17 protein-coding genes and 1 pseudogene are annotated in these 16,258 nt (G+C 56.5%); 14 read left to right on the top strand and 4 right to left on the bottom strand.

Going from position 1 to position 16,258, the window contains the following annotated elements; translation table 11 throughout:
• The first annotated feature begins 87 nt into the window (after positions 1–87).
• The 6 genes from ACL2XF_RS17100 (at position 88) to ACL2XF_RS17075 (ending at position 3,778) form a co-directional block, all read left to right on the top strand.
• Positions 88–372 carry a hypothetical protein gene (locus tag ACL2XF_RS17100; protein ID WP_410012218.1) on the top strand — a complete coding sequence of 95 codons (285 nt, stop codon included), beginning with the start codon at positions 88–90 and terminating at the stop codon, positions 370–372.
• Complete coding sequence (locus tag ACL2XF_RS17095; RefSeq protein WP_410012217.1) at positions 369–1,127, top strand: EscJ/YscJ/HrcJ family type III secretion inner membrane ring protein; 759 nt, start codon at positions 369–371, stop codon at positions 1,125–1,127. The genes ACL2XF_RS17100 and ACL2XF_RS17095 overlap by 4 nt, the downstream gene beginning before the upstream one ends.
• The gene (locus ACL2XF_RS17090) at positions 1,105–1,731 is read left to right on the top strand and encodes a type III secretion apparatus protein OrgA/MxiK (RefSeq protein WP_410012216.1); all 627 of its coding nucleotides are present in this window, start codon (positions 1,105–1,107) and stop codon (positions 1,729–1,731) included. The genes ACL2XF_RS17095 and ACL2XF_RS17090 overlap by 23 nt, the downstream gene beginning before the upstream one ends.
• Entirely contained in the window at positions 1,673–2,335 is a 663-nt protein-coding gene (locus tag ACL2XF_RS17085; RefSeq protein ID WP_413722049.1) for a hypothetical protein, read from the top strand. Before ACL2XF_RS17090 ends, ACL2XF_RS17085 begins: the two co-directional genes overlap by 59 nt.
• An 81-nt stretch (positions 2,336–2,416) precedes the next feature.
• Positions 2,417–2,998 carry a hypothetical protein gene (locus ACL2XF_RS17080; protein WP_413727217.1) on the top strand — a complete coding sequence of 194 codons (582 nt, stop codon included), beginning with the start codon at positions 2,417–2,419 and terminating at the stop codon, positions 2,996–2,998.
• Between the two features lie 93 nt (positions 2,999–3,091).
• Positions 3,092–3,778 (top strand): GntR family transcriptional regulator, encoded by a 687-nt coding sequence (locus ACL2XF_RS17075; protein WP_410012213.1) that lies wholly within the window; start codon positions 3,092–3,094, stop codon positions 3,776–3,778.
• A gap of 10 nt (positions 3,779–3,788) precedes the next feature.
• Here the strand turns inward: ACL2XF_RS17075 and yajD are convergent, their stop codons facing one another.
• Positions 3,789–4,130, bottom strand: a complete 342-nt coding sequence (gene yajD, locus ACL2XF_RS17070; protein WP_410012212.1) for an HNH nuclease YajD — start codon at positions 4,128–4,130, stop codon at positions 3,789–3,791.
• A gap of 211 nt (positions 4,131–4,341) precedes the next feature.
• On the opposite strand from yajD, the pseudogene ACL2XF_RS17065 reads away from it, so the two are divergent.
• Both ACL2XF_RS17065 and ACL2XF_RS17060 read left to right on the top strand, forming a co-directional pair.
• A pseudogene (locus ACL2XF_RS17065) lies at positions 4,342–4,912 on the top strand (DedA family protein).
• Between the two features lie 171 nt (positions 4,913–5,083).
• The gene (locus ACL2XF_RS17060) at positions 5,084–6,178 is read left to right on the top strand and encodes a lactonase family protein (RefSeq protein ID WP_410012210.1); all 1,095 of its coding nucleotides are present in this window, start codon (positions 5,084–5,086) and stop codon (positions 6,176–6,178) included.
• A 96-nt stretch (positions 6,179–6,274) separates the two neighbouring features.
• On the opposite strand, the gene ACL2XF_RS17055 is transcribed toward ACL2XF_RS17060, so the two are convergent.
• Complete coding sequence (locus tag ACL2XF_RS17055; RefSeq protein ID WP_410012209.1) at positions 6,275–6,913, bottom strand: TetR/AcrR family transcriptional regulator; 639 nt, start codon at positions 6,911–6,913, stop codon at positions 6,275–6,277.
• A 236-nt stretch (positions 6,914–7,149) separates the two neighbouring features.
• Between ACL2XF_RS17055 and ACL2XF_RS17050 the strand changes: the two genes are divergently transcribed.
• Positions 7,150–7,812, top strand: a complete 663-nt coding sequence (locus tag ACL2XF_RS17050) for a DUF3313 domain-containing protein (protein ID WP_410012208.1) — start codon at positions 7,150–7,152, stop codon at positions 7,810–7,812.
• A gap of 217 nt (positions 7,813–8,029) precedes the next feature.
• On the opposite strand, the gene ACL2XF_RS17045 is transcribed toward ACL2XF_RS17050, so the two are convergent.
• Positions 8,030–9,238 carry a conjugal transfer protein TraF gene (locus tag ACL2XF_RS17045; RefSeq protein WP_410012207.1) on the bottom strand — a complete coding sequence of 403 codons (1,209 nt, stop codon included), beginning with the start codon at positions 9,236–9,238 and terminating at the stop codon, positions 8,030–8,032.
• Positions 9,239–9,713: 475 nt separating this feature from the next.
• Between ACL2XF_RS17045 and alkB the strand changes: the two genes are divergently transcribed.
• The 5 genes from alkB (at position 9,714) to ACL2XF_RS17020 (ending at position 15,286) form a co-directional block, all read left to right on the top strand.
• Complete coding sequence (gene alkB / locus ACL2XF_RS17040; RefSeq protein WP_410012206.1) at positions 9,714–10,361, top strand: DNA oxidative demethylase AlkB; 648 nt, start codon at positions 9,714–9,716, stop codon at positions 10,359–10,361.
• Between the two features lie 274 nt (positions 10,362–10,635).
• Positions 10,636–12,081 (top strand): MFS transporter, encoded by a 1,446-nt coding sequence (locus tag ACL2XF_RS17035; protein ID WP_413727216.1) that lies wholly within the window; start codon positions 10,636–10,638, stop codon positions 12,079–12,081.
• A gap of 342 nt (positions 12,082–12,423) precedes the next feature.
• The gene (locus ACL2XF_RS17030; protein ID WP_410012204.1) at positions 12,424–12,843 is read left to right on the top strand and encodes a DUF2382 domain-containing protein; all 420 of its coding nucleotides are present in this window, start codon (positions 12,424–12,426) and stop codon (positions 12,841–12,843) included.
• Between the two features lie 31 nt (positions 12,844–12,874).
• On the top strand, positions 12,875–13,738 hold the full coding sequence (locus tag ACL2XF_RS17025; protein ID WP_413727215.1) for a YsnF/AvaK domain-containing protein: 864 nt from the start codon (positions 12,875–12,877) through the stop codon (positions 13,736–13,738).
• 525 nt (positions 13,739–14,263) lie between these two features.
• Positions 14,264–15,286 (top strand): hypothetical protein, encoded by a 1,023-nt coding sequence (locus tag ACL2XF_RS17020; RefSeq protein ID WP_410012202.1) that lies wholly within the window; start codon positions 14,264–14,266, stop codon positions 15,284–15,286.
• A 205-nt stretch (positions 15,287–15,491) separates the two neighbouring features.
• Here the strand turns inward: ACL2XF_RS17020 and ACL2XF_RS17015 are convergent, their stop codons facing one another.
• Complete coding sequence (locus tag ACL2XF_RS17015) at positions 15,492–16,235, bottom strand: SDR family oxidoreductase (RefSeq protein WP_410012201.1); 744 nt, start codon at positions 16,233–16,235, stop codon at positions 15,492–15,494.
• Between the last annotated feature and the right edge of the window lie 23 nt (positions 16,236–16,258).

Here is a 16,258-nt window from a genome sequence, read left to right as displayed (position 1 = left end):
TTATTCTTATGCTGCACGATTTTCCGGTTTCACACTAAGCCTCATTGTATTTATTAAGCGTAATTATCAAATTAACCAAGGTGCAACATGAACGAAATTGCCAAAATCGGCCCGCCTCACAGCGTTATTCCGGTCATGCATGACGATGCGGTGGAATCCCTCTCTTTCCTGGCATCGAAAGCGGCCGCCACGGCGGTTGACGCCACACAGGCCCGCAACGAGCTGGATAAACCTTTTACCAAGGACATATCGGCGGAGGCGATGCTGCGAAGAAATGCGCTGAGCTCAGATTTTCAGTTGACGATGAACTGGGTCAGTTCACTGGTAAATAAAGGCGTCAACGTCGTGCGCAGCGTGTTGAGTGGACAATGATGTTAAGACCGATATTTTGTGCCGCCCTGCTGGCGCTCTCACTTACCGCCTGCAACGACGAGCCATTGCTTAAAGGCCTGGATCAACAGCAGGCCAATGAAGTGATAGCCACTTTGCAGCGCAATAATATCCAGGCCTCCAAGGCCGATAAAGGCAAGACCGGCTATAGCGTCGGCGTGGGCAAAGCCGATATTCCGGCGGCGGTGGATTTGCTGCGCAGGCATGATTTGCCGTCGCAGCCGCGCATGGAAATTTCCCGGCTGTTCCCCAGCGACTCGCTGGTGTCGTCGCCGCGGGCGGAAAAGGCGCGGCTTTACTCGGCCATCGAACAGCGTCTGGAACAATCATTGCAGACCATGGACGGCGTGCTGTCGGCCCGGGTGCATGTCAGTTACGACATCGACTCGGGCGACACCGGCAGGGCGCCGGCGCCGATGCACATTTCAACCCTGGTGGCCTATCAAAGCGACGTCGACCCAACCCTGATGATAAGCGATATCAAGCGGTTTTTGAAAAACAGCTTCAACCAGGTGGATTACGACAATATTTCCGTGGTGCTCTCCAAACAGGGGCCGCTGCAGCATTATGCGCCGGTAGCGGTCCAGGCGGACGGTTCCGGTCATTTTCTCCGCTTTGCTCCCGCCGCCGGCGTGGCGCTGGCGGTCGCCGTGGCGGGACTGGCCTGGTACCGGCGCCGTGAAAAAGCCTCAGTGAAGCAGGAGACAGACGCTCATGAAGAGCATCGCGCCGCTTGATGCCATACTCTACGATCCGCTGTCATGGCTGCATCCGCGGCGCCTGCCGCTGCCGCCGGCGTTAAACGGCGCCAGGGCGCGCTCGATAATCAACGGCATCCTTATCCAGGCCCATGATTGGTCGGTGGATTGCCCGCCGGCCGCCGTTGACGGACCGGCGGCGTTGTTTATCCGCCACTGGCGCCTTATGCCGCAGGCGGCATTGTTGATAGCCGCGCAGCGCCATCGGGCCTCCCTCGCCCGGCAGGGGGGGCTGTTACAGCTGCCGTCCTGGGTGCGGCAATTCGCCGGACTGGCGATTGTCGATTCTTATGGCGACGATATGCCGGTGGCGATACCGGCCGCCTTAATCGCGCGGGGAAGAGGCGAACTGCTGGCGTTCGGCGCGCAATTGCCGCTAGCCATCCGGCAGCGCATCTCCCTGTTATTCTCACCCGAGCTGGATCGGGAAACGGGCGGTGAACCCCGCCCCGCCCCGAGCCCGCTTTTGATAAAACTGGCTTTCCAACATGCCGAAAAATATTCCACTACGCCGGATGCCGCCGATGTCGGGCGGTGTATTGATCAAGAGCCGGCAGCTGGCGCGCCAACGCGAGGCGCTTGATATCGTCAGTGAAGCGCGCCGTCAGGCGCGCTCTCTGGTTAAGCAGGCGCAGGCCGAGGCCGGACAGCTGCGCCAGCAGGGATTCCGGGAAGGGTACCAGGACGGCATGGCGACCTCGGCCGCCGCGGTGGCCGACTATTTATCGCAGGCGCAACGTCTCGAGGCCGAATTGCAATGTCAGGTTAACGCGCGCGCGCGCCAGTTATTGTCCATGGCGCTGGATCACCCGGATACCGTGCTGGCGCTGGTGGATGAATGGCTGGCGTCATTGCCCGAGGCGACAGCGGCCGAACCGATGATCTTGCTGCTGCCGGAAGCGGCGCGAAGATCCCATGCCCTGCTTAGGCAGCGCATCGACGCGGCAGTTCCGGGCGCCGGCCAGATTGAATATCATCGGGAGAACCGCGTCGTGATGAAGTATGGCCATCAGGTAGCCGAGTTCGCCCCCGAAGCGTTTTTAACCGAGGGCGTGCGGCGACTGGGCGGTTTTAACGCTATGGCGCAAGAGTGCCGCCGCCTTACCCAGGCCGGCCTGCGGCGCCTGCATGAGGTATTTTTGCAGCATCATGCCGTGGGCGGCGCGCACCCGGAGAAAAGTGGCTGAACTGTGATCGGCGCGCTAAAGGTATTTGGCCGTTAGGTTACAATTTACCCTGTTTCGCTATCATCAAATAATGAGCATAAGATGAAACCAACAATAATGATAACGATGGTGCTGGCGCTGCTGGCCTCCGGCTGCGCCACCTCCCCCCGCCCAGGCGCGCCGGGCAAGTCGGCGCAGAGCGCCTATCTGGCGCAGGTAGCCAGCCCGGGCTGCCTGGGTGCCTCCGCCATCAATCCCACCCTTACGCCGCCGGTTTTGTATCAGGGGATGGTCAGCTGTATTAAAACGGGACGACAAGCCGACGCGGTATTTTTATTCGCCATGGCCGGCACCTACTCCTATTTCGACGCGCTGCGCCTCGACACCGACGCCGCCAGGCAGGCGCACTCCTCCATGCTGGGCGAGGCGTTGAAAATGATCAACGCCAACCAGCAGCAGCTGTTTTGGCAATCCGCCAACGGCACATTAGGCAACAGACAGCAGCTTGCCGCCCTGTGCCGGCAGGTCGACGCCATCGGCAAGCCGGTGTATTTCCCGCAGTACGTTATGCAGCCCACGGGCACGGGAGCGGGGGCGGCGATGCCGGCCAACACCGACCCCCTATGGAAAACCGCCATGAACGGTTATCTGCACTGCGCGACGGATGTGATGAGTATCCGTTAAGCGGCGGCCCTTGGCGCAGGCGCCTATGGCTATTGCCATGGCGGAGCATGTACTATATCCGCCATGATAATTAAACAGGGTTAATTTCCCCGCATGGATACACCGTTACCGTTTAATAACAACGAGCCGGTAAATCAACAAATTTATCGCCTGCTGCGCAAGGATATCGTCGAGTGTGTCATTGAGCCGGGCAAGCTGTTATCGGAAAAGGACATCGCCGCCCGTTTCACCGTGTCGCGCCAGCCGGTAAGGGAAGCGTTTATTAAACTGGCCGAAGCGGGGCTGGTGCAGATCCTGCCCCAGCGCGGCACTTTTGTGATGCGGATTTCCGCCAAACGGGTGGCGGACGCGCGTTTTCTCCGCCAGGCCATGGAATGCGCCATCGTACGCCGCGCCGCGCTTAATATTACCGAACGTCAAATCATGCTGCTTGAGCATAATTTGCATCGTCAGGAATTGGCGGCGCAAAATCAGCAGGCGCGGGAATTTTTCGGCCTCGACGATGATTTCCACCGGTTGCTGACGGAAATAGCCGATTGTCCGCTGGCCTGGGATATCATTGAATCCATTAAGGCCACCATGGATCGGGTGCGTTTTCTCAGCCTGGGCCAGGTCTCGCCGCCGCAGGGGTTAATCAGCCAGCATTACAAAATCTTCAACGGCGTCAAGGCGCGCGATGCCGATGCCGCCGAGCAGGCCATGCGCGACCATCTCCAGGAGCTGATCTTTTCCATTACGCCGATTTCGCGGCAGAACCGCGATTGGTTCGATGAGAAATGAGCATCAGAGATTATTTTTTCATCAAGGACTTTAAATTGGCAAAAGGATTGTGGGTTGCCACGCCCATGTCTTTTTGCGCATCCTCGCCCGCGATCACCGTCGAGCCATACAGATCCGCTTCGGTATATTTGGAATGCTCATGATCGTGGCAATACAGGCAGAGCATTTCCCAATTGCTGCCGTCCTCGGGATTATTGCTGTGATCGTGATCGATATGATGCACCGTCAGCTCGCGCAGGTTGGAATAGACAAACTCCCGCGAGCAGCGGCCGCAGACCCAGGGAAATAGCTTCAGCGCTTTTTCGCGATAGCCGGTTTCAAGCCTGGCGTAGTTTTTTGGAATAAAAGCCATAAGGAACCTGTTTTATCGGGATAGGGGACACAGGCTATTTTAAACCCAAAACGGTCTCCCGGGCTACGTATTAACCTACGGCGCGCCAAGAGGGCGGACGGGTCCCGTCAATCCTGGTCGTGGCAGGCGGCGATAAGGTCTATGCTTAAGAAACGTTACCTGAATCGACAGGATCGCCTGACATTTTTAAGCTGAAGGGACGCTGACGCCAATGGATATCACGCATTTTATTTCCGTCTACGGTTATTGGGCGCTGTTTATCGGTCTGCCTGGCGGAGGGCGAAACGGTCACGTTGCTGGGCGGCGTGGCGGCGCATGAGGGCCTGTTGCATTATCCGGCGGCGGTGGCGGTGGCCGCCCTGGGCGGCAGCGTGGGTGATCTGGCGTTGTATTTTATCGGTCGCCGGTTCGGTAAGCGGGTATTGCGCCGGTTTAAAAAAGCCCAGCCGAATATCGCCCGGGCCAATCAGTTAATTTTGAAATATCCGCTGTGGTTTGTGGTGGGCGTGCGTTTTATGTATGGCTTTCGCCTGATCGGACCGCTGATGATTGGGGCCAGCAGGCTCGATCCGAAAAAATTTATTCCCCTCAATATCCTCGGCTCTGTTCTCTGGGCGCTGATTTTTGTCAGCCTGGGTTATGCGGGCGGCAGGATTATCGCGCCATGGTTGCAGAAGGTGGATCATCACCTGAAATACCTGTTTTTGCTGGCGGCGCTGCTGGCGCTGTTTTGGCTGCTGCCGCGGTTGATTCGTTACCTGCGCCGGCGCCGGGGAGCCTAGCGCCGGACCGGCGGTGGGCGATTATGTGATTCATTTCTCATCAGGTTATTCACCTGCCCAAAAATTCCGCCGCGCCGTGGATAAATCCTGTGCGGCCGACAGCTGTCGCCGGAATAGGGGTTATTTATACTTATTTTCCATAAATAAAATAATCAATGGATTAATATAATAATGAAAATAACCTGTAACCGACGTACCCCATTCAGCCTGCTGCTGCTGGCGGCATTAACGACCACCTTGGCCGGCGCCGCCCATGCCGCGACCTATGCCTATGTTTCCAACGCCGACAGCGCCGATATCTCCGTCTTTAGCCTGAACGAGGCCGACGGCGCGCTCACGCCGGTGCAAACCCTGGCGGTGGGCGGCACCGTAATGCCCCTGGCATTGTCCCCCGATAAACAGCATCTGTATGCCGGGCTGCGCTCCAAACCCTATCAGGTACTGAGCCTGGCCATTAATCCGGCCGACGGCCGCCTGACCCAGCGCCAGGCGGCGCCGCTGGCGGAAAGCATGGCGTATATTGCCACCGACCGCACCGGCCGCTGGCTGTTTTCCGCGTCTTATGGCGGCAACCTGCTGGCGGTTAACGCCATCAATCAGGACGGCCTGGCGGGGGATGTCCGGCAGATTATCAAGACCGGTCCCATGGCGCACGCCATCAGGAGCGCGCCGGATAATCGCTATGTATTCGCCTCGGTGCTGGGCGCCGACGCCTGGCTGCGCCTGCGGCTGGACGCCAAGACCGGGCAGCTGACCCAGGACCAGGCGCCCGCCTATACGCTGCCGGCCAAATCCGGTCCCCGCCATTTTGTCTTTTCACCGGATAAACGGTTTACCTATCTTATCGATGAACTGGACGGCAAACTGCATGTGCTGGCGTTCAACCAGAACAACGACCGGGTGAAACCGGTGCAGACGATATCGATCCTGCCGGCGGATTTCAGCGGCGATAAACCCTGGGGCGCGGACCTGCATTTAACCCCCGACGGCCATTTCCTGTTTGCCTCCGAGCGGACGTCAAGCACCCTGGCGGCTTACCGCGTGGATAAAAAATCAGGCCGGCTCACCCGCATAGGAACCTGGCCTACCGAAAAGCAGCCGCGCGGGTTCAATATCGATCCCTCGGGTCAGTATTTGCTGGCGGTGGGGCAGTTGTCGCCGCAGATGAGCGTCTATCGCATTGATAAAGCGAGCGGCGCGCTGGAAAGCCTTGGCCGGTACCCGGTGGGCAAAGGGGCCAACTGGATTGAAATGGTGAAATACTGATCGGCGGGACATGACGCCGCCTGGGGGAACTCTCCCCCGGCAGGCGCGATAACAAAGACGTGCGCCGGCCCCACCCCTGGCCGGCGCATTTCCCGCTCACTTGCCGCCTTTTGGCGCCGGAAACGTCCCGGCGCCGGTAAGGAACATATTGACCGCGCAGCCAACCATTTGCTGGATGCGGGTCAGGCTTACCGGCTGTAAATGGCGTTGAAAGATGCGGTGCTGGATCTCGGCGGTAAGCAATGAAGTGAATTGCAGCGCTTTCACATAGGCGTCCCCGGGACGCAGCTCGCCCCGGTCCATGGCGGTGGACAGCAGGCCCGATAATTTTTCGATGCTCTCCCTCGGTCCGGAATCATTAAACAGCATACCGATATCGGAATGTCCCGCTTCGCCCACCACCATACGATACACCGCGATCGCGCTGCCGTCGTTGGTTAGCACGGCCAGCATTCGTTCGCCGAATCGCGTCAGTTTGGCTTTGAGCGGCTCATCGGGCCGTTCTTCCAGCATCAATGCTACGGTGGCATCGGACAGGTGCTGGGTGGCATAGGCGCGCACGACGGCGGTAAATAATTCCTCTTTAGAAGAAAAATACCCATAGAGCGTCGCTTTCGAACCGCCCAGGCGTTTTGCCAGTTCGTTCATTGATGCGCGCTCATAGCCCATCTCCTGAAAAAGCTGCGCGGCAGCCTCGACAATCGCTTCGCGGCGCTCGTTAGTGCGTACTTTCATTGTTACTCCCGCAATATAAATAAACCCGGTTGTACATTTTCTTGACAGATAAATGCTAATGATGCAAAACTGAACCGTACGGTACTCTTTAGGAGAGTGTCAGTACCGTACCTCCCGGGGCCGGCGTTGTAAAGCCCCGGCCGGTGGCACGCCAAACCGTACCCGTAAGGATCATACGGCCTATTAACCGCGCCTTCAGTCCGATTATCGGTGGCATTTTATACAGGATTACTGACATGTACACATTTTACCAGGCCTATCGTCCGGCAATGCTGACGCTAACCATGCTATTAGCCGGCTGCGCGGGAAACCCGCCTGTGCAGTACGCCGGTATCGATTCCTCATCACAGCTGCGGCCCAACACCGACGACAAGGCATACCGCATCCCTTACCGGTATTCGGTTCCGGTCGATTGGAATAAATATACCAATATCATTATCGAACCGGTGGTTGTCTACCAGGGCGCGGACGGCCAGTTTGACGATATGCCGCAGAAAGACCGTCTGGCGCTGGCCAACTATATGCAAGATAAATTCAGCGCAGCGCTCAGGCCGCGGTTTAGGGAAGTTATCACCCCGGCGGCCAATACCCTCAGGTTAAAACTGACGTTAACCGGGGCGGATACCACGACGCCGTTTATCGGCACCTTCACCAAATTCGATATCGGCGGAGGCCCCTATAACATAGTGCAGTCCATCCGGGGTAAGGAAGGCTTAATGAACGGTTCCGTGAATTACGCGGTGGAAATTTATGACGCCAACACCCATCAACTGCTGAACGCCTTTGTCGCCAGGCAATACCCGAACGCCATGAACGTCAGCGCCAGCATCGGGGCGCTGAGCGCCGCCGAAGTGGGGATTGATAAAGGCGCGGACGAACTGGCCGCCATGCTGCAATAAGCATGATCCAGGCATAAGGGCCGGCCCGGATCTGCGTTGCGACCGGGCACGGCCTTTATTTTTAGACTACCGGAGAAACGTTATGAACAACCTATTCTTGCTGGGCTTAATTGCCGCCACTTTTCTGTTGAGCGGCTGCATTTGCCTGGGATGATCTGGGCTGCGTCCTTGCCTGATAATGCGCCCGTAATGCCATGCGTTTGATGACAGGCTGGTATCAGAAGGTATAACTCAATTGCGCGACCGCGCCATAGGTGCGGTCTTCACCTACCAGGCCGGTCACATCCAGATGAACCACATTAAAGGGCGACAGGCCAAAGCCGGTGGTAAAGACATTATTATCGCTATGACGCATATCCGCGCGATAGCCGGCACGCAATTGCACCCATGTCCAGGCGTTGATTTCGGCGCCGACGCCGGCGTATTGGTTTTTCTCCCGCGCCGAGAAACCACTGGCAGGGGTCAGGTCGATATCAATGGCGCTGGTGAAAAAACCGTTGCTCCAGGAGGTGCCGGCGGTGATCTGCGGGCGTATGTTAAAACTGTCCCGCACTCCGTCTACCTCTTTGGTCTCGACGCTGCGCGCCACCAGGTTCTGCGCGGCCAGGCCGGCAATCCAGTCCGGTGTGATATTGGCGGACAATCCCAGGTCGATATTGGCCCCGTTTTCCGTGCGCCGGAACTCCTCGTTGCGAAAATCCGCTTTATCGTAGTGGTTGATGGCGACATTGTAATTATAGGTGGCGACGCGCTGCAGCTTCGGCGTAATGCCTACCGAGAAAGCATGATCGTTCAGGGTGAATGGCAGGGCCATGGCCACGCCGTATTCCGTCACCAGCGCGCCCATCCCTTCGGCGCGTGACGTCAGCTTGTCCAGATCCGCCGGCACCGGCCTGATCAAGCCCGCCTGGACGGCGTCAAGGTACGCCAGGTCGCGATTGCTGACATCGGCTTTGACGTTGGCCGTTGCCCAATCCCTGGCGACCAGGGCGAAGGGCAGGATCGGGTTGGGTACGGCAATCACGCCATTCACTCCGGCTTCGGCCTTGCCTTTATCGCCGGAGACCTCGCGCAGGGCGTTCTCAAATCTTTTTATCGAGGCGGGCGAGCCCGTGCCTTTGTTGGCGTCGTCTTTTAATCTATCCCAAGAGGACTGTACGTTATCGAACCCATCCTGCAGGTTATCCGGATCCGACACCCTGACGCCCACGGCCGGGAGGATGATACTGATAGCATCATCCTCGCCGTAGCCGGTCAACAGCGCCGGATTCACCAGCGCCGCCGCGCCGTAATGAGACGATGCCACTCCGGTGCCGCCCATGGCGTCATTACGCGCCTCGCTCCAGGTGCCGGCGGCCAGCGCCGGGGAAATGGACGCCAGCAGGCCTGCGGACAGCAATATATGGGTAATACCGTTACGACTCATCGTGATATGACCTTATCTATCAGAAAAATAAACTGCGGTAAAAGCCATCAATTCATTTCTCCCTTAAATAAATTTCCAGCCGGGTATTTTTTTATCGGCAGCGGAAGGGAATTCATTAATCGTTTGAAACAATCGCGGGCATTCTGACGAATATCAGGCAGGGTAATATATCTACTTAAGCAAAATAGGATGAGATGACGCGGGGGAATATTGCGCTTTGTTCAAGCAGAAGTAGGGCGGGTGGTTTGGAATGCGGCGTAAAACGTTTTTTGCAAGGGGTAATAAATGATTATTTATTCACAGATGAAATTTTTTTTTTATTATATTAATCATTGATAGGATATTGAAAGAACCCGAGGGTGATAAAAAGGCGGATCATCAAGACGCTTGCTGCGCGCAGATCGCTGACAATGATACTGGACAATTGGCGTCCGGCGGCTAGAATAAATACTGGGTATACATACAGGGTAAGCCGATGACAATCGATCTGTTCGAGGATGCGCCGCCGCCGCCGTGGCACGAAACAATCGCCCCCGGCGCGGTGGTACTGCACGGATTTGTCCGCGACCACGGCCCGGCGCTGCTGGCGGCGGTCAATAGCGTGGTGGCGCAGGTGCCGTGGCGGCATATGACCACGCCGGGCGGCCATGTGATGTCGGTGGCGATGAGCTGGTGCGGCAATGGCTGGACCAGCGACAGGCGCGGCTACCGTTATTCAGAGCGGGATTCCCGGACCGGCAAGCCCTGGCCGCCCATCCCGGCTATCTTGATGGCGCTGGCGGATGAAGCCGCCGTAGCGGCCGGTTTTGGCCGTTACGTGCCGGATTCCTGCCTGATGAACCGCTACGATCCGGGCAGCAAGCTCTCCCTGCACCAGGATAAAGACGAACATGACTTTGGCGCGCCCATCGTCTCGGTTTCGCTCGGCCTGCCCGCCGTCTTTCAATTCGGCGGCCTGCAGCGCAGCGACCGCGCCCAGCGTATCCCGCTGGCCCATGGCGATGTGGTGGTATGGGGCGGGCCGTCCCGGCTGAATTATCACGGCATCCTGCCGGTTAAGGAAGGTTTTCATCCGCTGGTGGGATCCCACCGCATCAATATTACGCTGCGCAAGGCGCTGTAATGCTAATTTCAGGCCGCGCGTTTGCCGCTTTTTTTTATCTTTGCAACGCGCGTACCTGGGGAGTTCTCCGCCTGTATTTTTCGCCATTACCCACATTGATTGCCATGCGTTATATTCACTTTCCGGTCGGGTCGATCGTATTTTTGTTTTAACCCCCTATGAAAATTAGCTGACAAAACCGCTCGAATATTCAGGCGGGCTGGTATAACATCTTTTCAGAGTTATCATACCTTTATAGTGGCTACATTGTTTCCGTTAAGGCAAAGGGCGTTTTATGGCTTTATCTGATTCAAATTCTGAAGATACGCCCAAACAGGACGCCGGTTCGTCACGTAACTCAGGAATGGCGCTCTTGGTTGCCAGCGCCTTTTTTATGGAATTTCTTGACGGAACCGTGATTGCAACCGCATTACCCGATATGGCGAAGGCATTCGGCGTATCGGCCATCGATCTTAATATCGGCATCAGTGCCTATCTCCTGACGCTGGCCGTGTTGATCCCCGCCAGCGGCTGGGTAGCCGAGCGCTTTGGCGCACGGAATGTTTTCAGCCTGGCGTTGCTTATCTTCACTGTCTCGTCGCTATTGTGCGGATTAACGCATACCGTCGCGCAATTTGTGCTGATGCGTATTTTACAGGGTATCGGCGGCGCCATGATGGTGCCTGTGGGGCGTCTGGTGGTATTGCGCACCACGCCCAAAGATCAGCTTATCAAAGCCATCGCTACCCTGACCTGGCCGGCGTTGGTGGCCCCCATCATCGGCCCGCCGCTCGGGGGATTTATCACCACCTATGCAAGCTGGCACTGGATCTTTTTCCTCAATGTGCCTCTGGGCGCCATCGCGATCACCCTGGCGTGGATCATGATGCCGAACAAGACGCCGGAAGAAAAGCAGCCTTTTGATGTTATAGGTTTTTTTTCATTAGGCATTACCATGCTGTGCCTGGTGGCCGGGCTGGAAATGTTCAGCCAGGAAAACATTAGCCCCGTTAATGCCGTTGCTTTAATCGTGACCGGCCTGTTAACGCTGGCCTGGGCTATCAGGCACCTGCTGCGCGCCAGGGCGCCTTTGATCCGGCTGCGGCCGCTGTCGGTGCCGACGTTTCGCATTACCATGCGGGGCGGCTTCGTGTTACGCGCCACTATCAGCTCGGCGCCCTTTATGCTGCCGCTGATGTTCCAGGTCGGCTTTGGCCTGGACGCGTTCCATGCCGGCTCGCTGGTACTGGCGGTATTTGCCGGCAACCTGGCGATGAAACCGGCCACCACGCCCCTGATTCGCTACTTCGGTTTCAAAAAACTGCTGCTGGGCAATGGCGTGATGTGCGTGCTGTCGCTACTGTTTTGCGCGTTCCTGACGCCCGAGTCGCCAAAGATGATGACCCTGGTTCTCTTGTTCTGGGGCGGGCTGAGCCGCTCAATGCAATTTACCGGCATCAGCTCGCTGGCTTTTGCGGATGTTCCGCCGCAGGAAATGAGCTCCGCCAATACGCTGTTCAGCACGTCGCTGCAGTTGGCAAGCGGTCTTGGCGTGACCCTCGGGGCGTTGAGTATACGGGTTGGCGCATGGTTAACGGAGATTCTGGCGTTACCGCCCGCGCCGGGCATGGCTTTCCGGCTGGGATTTGTGGTTATCGCGTTGATTACCGCCCTGGCATTATGGGATATCGCCAAACTCGAACCCCATGCGGGCAGGAATGTCTCCCAAAAGGCACGGTAGGCCGCATAACCCCCTCCTCCGGTCTCTCAACGGTTGCCCGTTTTAGAGGCCACCGCTTAACGGCCCGATCGCTCCCCCGTCCCTTGCCGCCGGCGTAGAAAGCCTGCTGCTTTTTTATCCTGGAGAGGCTGCTTAATAGTTTAAATCACAGGAGTTTAATACTTTTTTACAATTGTACCCGCTGCGTTCCTTTATTTTTTAAATAATAAACTATGCTTATAACTGTCACATTAATGATTTTAATCATTCAGTAAAATAGTAATAATGCTTTTATAAGCTCATGCTAATTAATAAATTCCAAGTATGTTGAAGTTAAACTTCGGCGCCGCCTCAGGAGCAGATATGGATAACAAAAATGCCCCGGACTCTGACCGCCAGGATAATGATAATAAGATTATTCCGCTGGCGGAAGAACATGCCGAATTAAACATTGCCAGAGTGGTGGACCGCCGGTTGCGCGTGACGCGCACCACCCACTCGGAAGAACAACTGCTGGCAGCGGAATTATATCAGGAACAAATAGATATAGAGCATATTGCTAAAAATGAAGAACTGGAAGAAGGCAGGTTCCCGCCGATCCGGCAGGAAGGCGATGTCATGATTATTCCTGTTATTGAGGAGCGGGTTGAAATTATCCGCCGCTATATTCTTAAAGAGGAAGTGCATATACGGAAACTGAAAAAGGAGACGCCTTTTCAGGAAAAGGTAAATGTACGCCGTCAGGAAATAAATATTATCAAAGATGATGAAGAAGAACGATAACCGTAAACCCAAGCAAGAGGAGGATTCTACTATGGCCCATGAAAAAATAGTGACCGCTTTTAAGGCGTTACAGCAGGCGCAAGTGGCGAAAGAGAAACTGATCGCAGAAGGTATTGCGGAACATAATATCGATATCATTTCTGGTGAAAGACTGCGGGTAAAAGACAAGGAAATTCGCCATCCCAGCTTCTGGCAGCGATTGTTTGGCGATGATGTCGATGATGATTATGCCACTGAATATACCCGGGCCGTGCAAACCGGCGGGGTTCTGCTGACGGTGCGTGTGCCGAAAGAAGATGCCGACCGGATAGAAACGCTGCTGGATCAGTTGGCGGATGATTACGTTTCTTCCGGCAACACGGATACCCCGGCCTACAATCGCGGGCTGCCAGGCGATACCGGCGCGGTTTATGGCCGTACGGCGAGCGCCGGCGTGGACACGGGCGCGGCCGGCACCATCCCCCCGGTGGCGACCGGCGGGGCGCTGGAAACGGAAAACCGCGAGTCCCTGAAGCTGGCCGAGGAGCAGGTGGAGATCGGTAAGCATCAGGTCAGCGACGGTACGGTACGCGTGCGCCGTTATACCATTGAAGATGAAGTGGCCGAGGATATCTCGTTATATGACCAGCATGCGGATGTTGTCCTGCGCGCGGTGGACGAACCGGTGTATCTGAGCGATGTCGACTGGTCGGAAAAAACCATTGATATCGAGGAATCCCATGAGGAGCCTGTGGTGAATAAAACGGCGCGGGTCAGGGAAGAGGCGGCGATTCGCAGCGAAGTGAACCAGCGCGTGGAAACGGTAAGGGATACGGTGCGCCGCCAGGAAGTCGATGTAGAAAAAAATGACGCGAACCGTTTTGCCAGCGATAAATCCCCCGGCTTGCATAAGTAAATTCCCATCAGCGGCGCTTCGCTGCCCGCGGCTGAGTCATCGGTCTGGCCCGGGTAGTTTGGCGCCCTGACGCCGAACCCGCCGCCCTGGCGGGGCGGCGTTAAAAACTTATGTATCCGCCGTCTGTAAACCTGGCGGCATTGTCCTTCATTACTGCCGGACGGGCTTAAAAATCAGCGCTATGGCTAACAAACCCGCGGTGTCGTCAGGCTGGATTATTTGGCCACATCGGCAACCGGTTCGTGTAATTCAAAGTAATCAATTGATTAATAACATGTATCCTGCACAAGGGGCGTGCGGCCATTTGACCGTGGACAGTAATTAACGCTGTTTTTATCAACAATTCCTGCTTTGGCTAAGTTATGTAAAGATTTGTTGGTGCATTTGCCATTATATGACTAACATTAAAAAAGCTAATGTTAGGTTGTCAAAAAAAGGCAATCATTGGCGGGCGAACGCAGGATTCTGCTCAATCTGAACTGCGATTACACCATGAGAAGTTTAGCGATAAAGGGAGATTTTCACATGAGCGAAAGACCAATCACTACATCCGATAATTACCATGAGACATGGGTTGAGCCGGTAACCGGTGTCCCGTTGAAACGTATTTCGTGGAGTGCCATTTTCGCTGGTGTCATTATTTCGATGGTGGTCTATTTACTGTTGGCCATACTGGGTACGGCCGTCGGCGCCAGCACCATAGATCCCTTGAAAGAAAATAACCCCTTTGACGGCCTGGGCACCGGCGCGGCCATCTGGACCGGAGCCAGCATGCTTATTGCTATCGCGGCGGGCGCCTATGCCAGCGGGCGTCTAGCCCAGCGCGAAGGGGCGCTGCATGGTTTATTGATGTTCGGTGTGAATACCTTGATTTGCGCCTGGTTCCTTCTGGTCGTGTTGAATAACGCCATGAGCGGCGCCATGAGTATTGCCGGCACCGGTTTGCAAACCATCGGCAGTGGAATATCCGCCGCCGCGCCTTCGGTAACACAAATGGCGAAAGATAAGCTGGCGGAAAATAATATTAATCTCGACAGCGTGCAAAATGAACTTGAAACGACACTGCGCCAGACGGGTAAACCGGAGCTTCAGCCGGAGAATCTGCAAAATAAAGCCCAGGGCGAGGCTAATAATGCCCAAAATCAGGCGTCTGATACCGCTAATCATCCGCAGACAGCCGATACGGATGTCGCTCAATTTATTCAGGGGCTGATCCAGCGCAATGAAACCACCTTCCAGGCCGCCGATCGCGATGCGCTGAAAAACATCATTAAAGCGCGAACCGGTAAAAGCGATCAAGAAGCGGAGCAGATTGTCGATCAGACGGAAAAAAGTTATCAGCAAGCCCGCGCAAAATATGAAGAGCTGAAACAGCAGGCGGAGCAAAAAGCCCGTGAAGCCGGTGATAAAGCGGCGGCCGCTACCGCTAAAGCCAGCTGGTTCACCTTCTTTATGTTAATTGTCGAAGCGGTTCTGGCCGGGGTCATGGGCATGGTAGGGCGCCGCACGCAGCCCCGGCCGGTGACCGAGCGTCAGCGTCCGCTGTAAGGGACCCATAGCGTAACGGCGGGTGAACGTTCTGCCCGCCGTTGATAATCTATAACATGCCAGCCGTTGTTTTCGCGCAAGCTGGGCTCGCCACAGAAAATCCTTATCATCCGGGCGGCCTGTTCATTTTTCTGCGCTGCCAAAGCCTCAGATACTGCAACCTATGGCCGGATGGCGCCAACGCGCTTTCGTTTCGGCCATCTGGTTACTGTTCAGCGGCCCAGAGTATGGCATCGGCGCCTGCCGGGATACGCATTGGGCTGGCGGGGTCGGTCGCCGCGCGCCATACCGCCTGCGCCACATCCTGTGCATAGGTGATTGGGCCGGACTCGCCGAACGACGCGAACAGGTTTTTCACCAGCTCGGCATAGGCCTCGTGGTCAAGGCCCTCCGTATGGGGCTGCGCGTTATCGGCGAAACGGGTTTCGGGCGATCGGCCCGGCAGCACCAGATGGGCGCGCACGCCAAATTGTTCGACCTCCGCGGCCAGCGACTCGGTGAACGCATTTACCGCCGCCTTGCTCGCCCGGTAAGCGCTGAGCAGCGGCAGCGCCTTATAAGTGACGCTCGACGTAACGTTGACGACGACGCCGCTCTTGCGTTGTCTGAATTGCGGCAGCACCGCCTGGGTCAAGGCCATCGTGCCGAAAGTGTTGGTCTCGAAGATTTCACGCACCGTCGCCATCGGCATGCTTTCCAGGGGCGCCGCCGCGCCGACGCCCGCATTATTGACCAGTACGTCAATCGGCCCGGCAGTCGCCACGGCCCCGCGAATACTCTCTGGATCGGTGACGTCAAGGGCAAGTACGCGCAGGTGTTCGGAAGGCGGCAGGATATCTTCGCGCGGTGTGCGCATGGTGGCGATAACCCGCCAGCCCTGGTCGAGGAAATGGCGGGCGATTTCGAGGCCGAAACCGGACGAACAACCGGTGATCAGGACTGTCTTCATAAAAACTCCTTACTGAGTGGGTG

The organism is Sodalis sp. RH19 (assembly GCF_047324215.1).
Taxonomy (GTDB): Bacteria; Pseudomonadota; Gammaproteobacteria; order Enterobacterales; family Enterobacteriaceae; genus Acerihabitans.
This window is presented reverse-complemented; position numbering and strand designations above follow the sequence as displayed.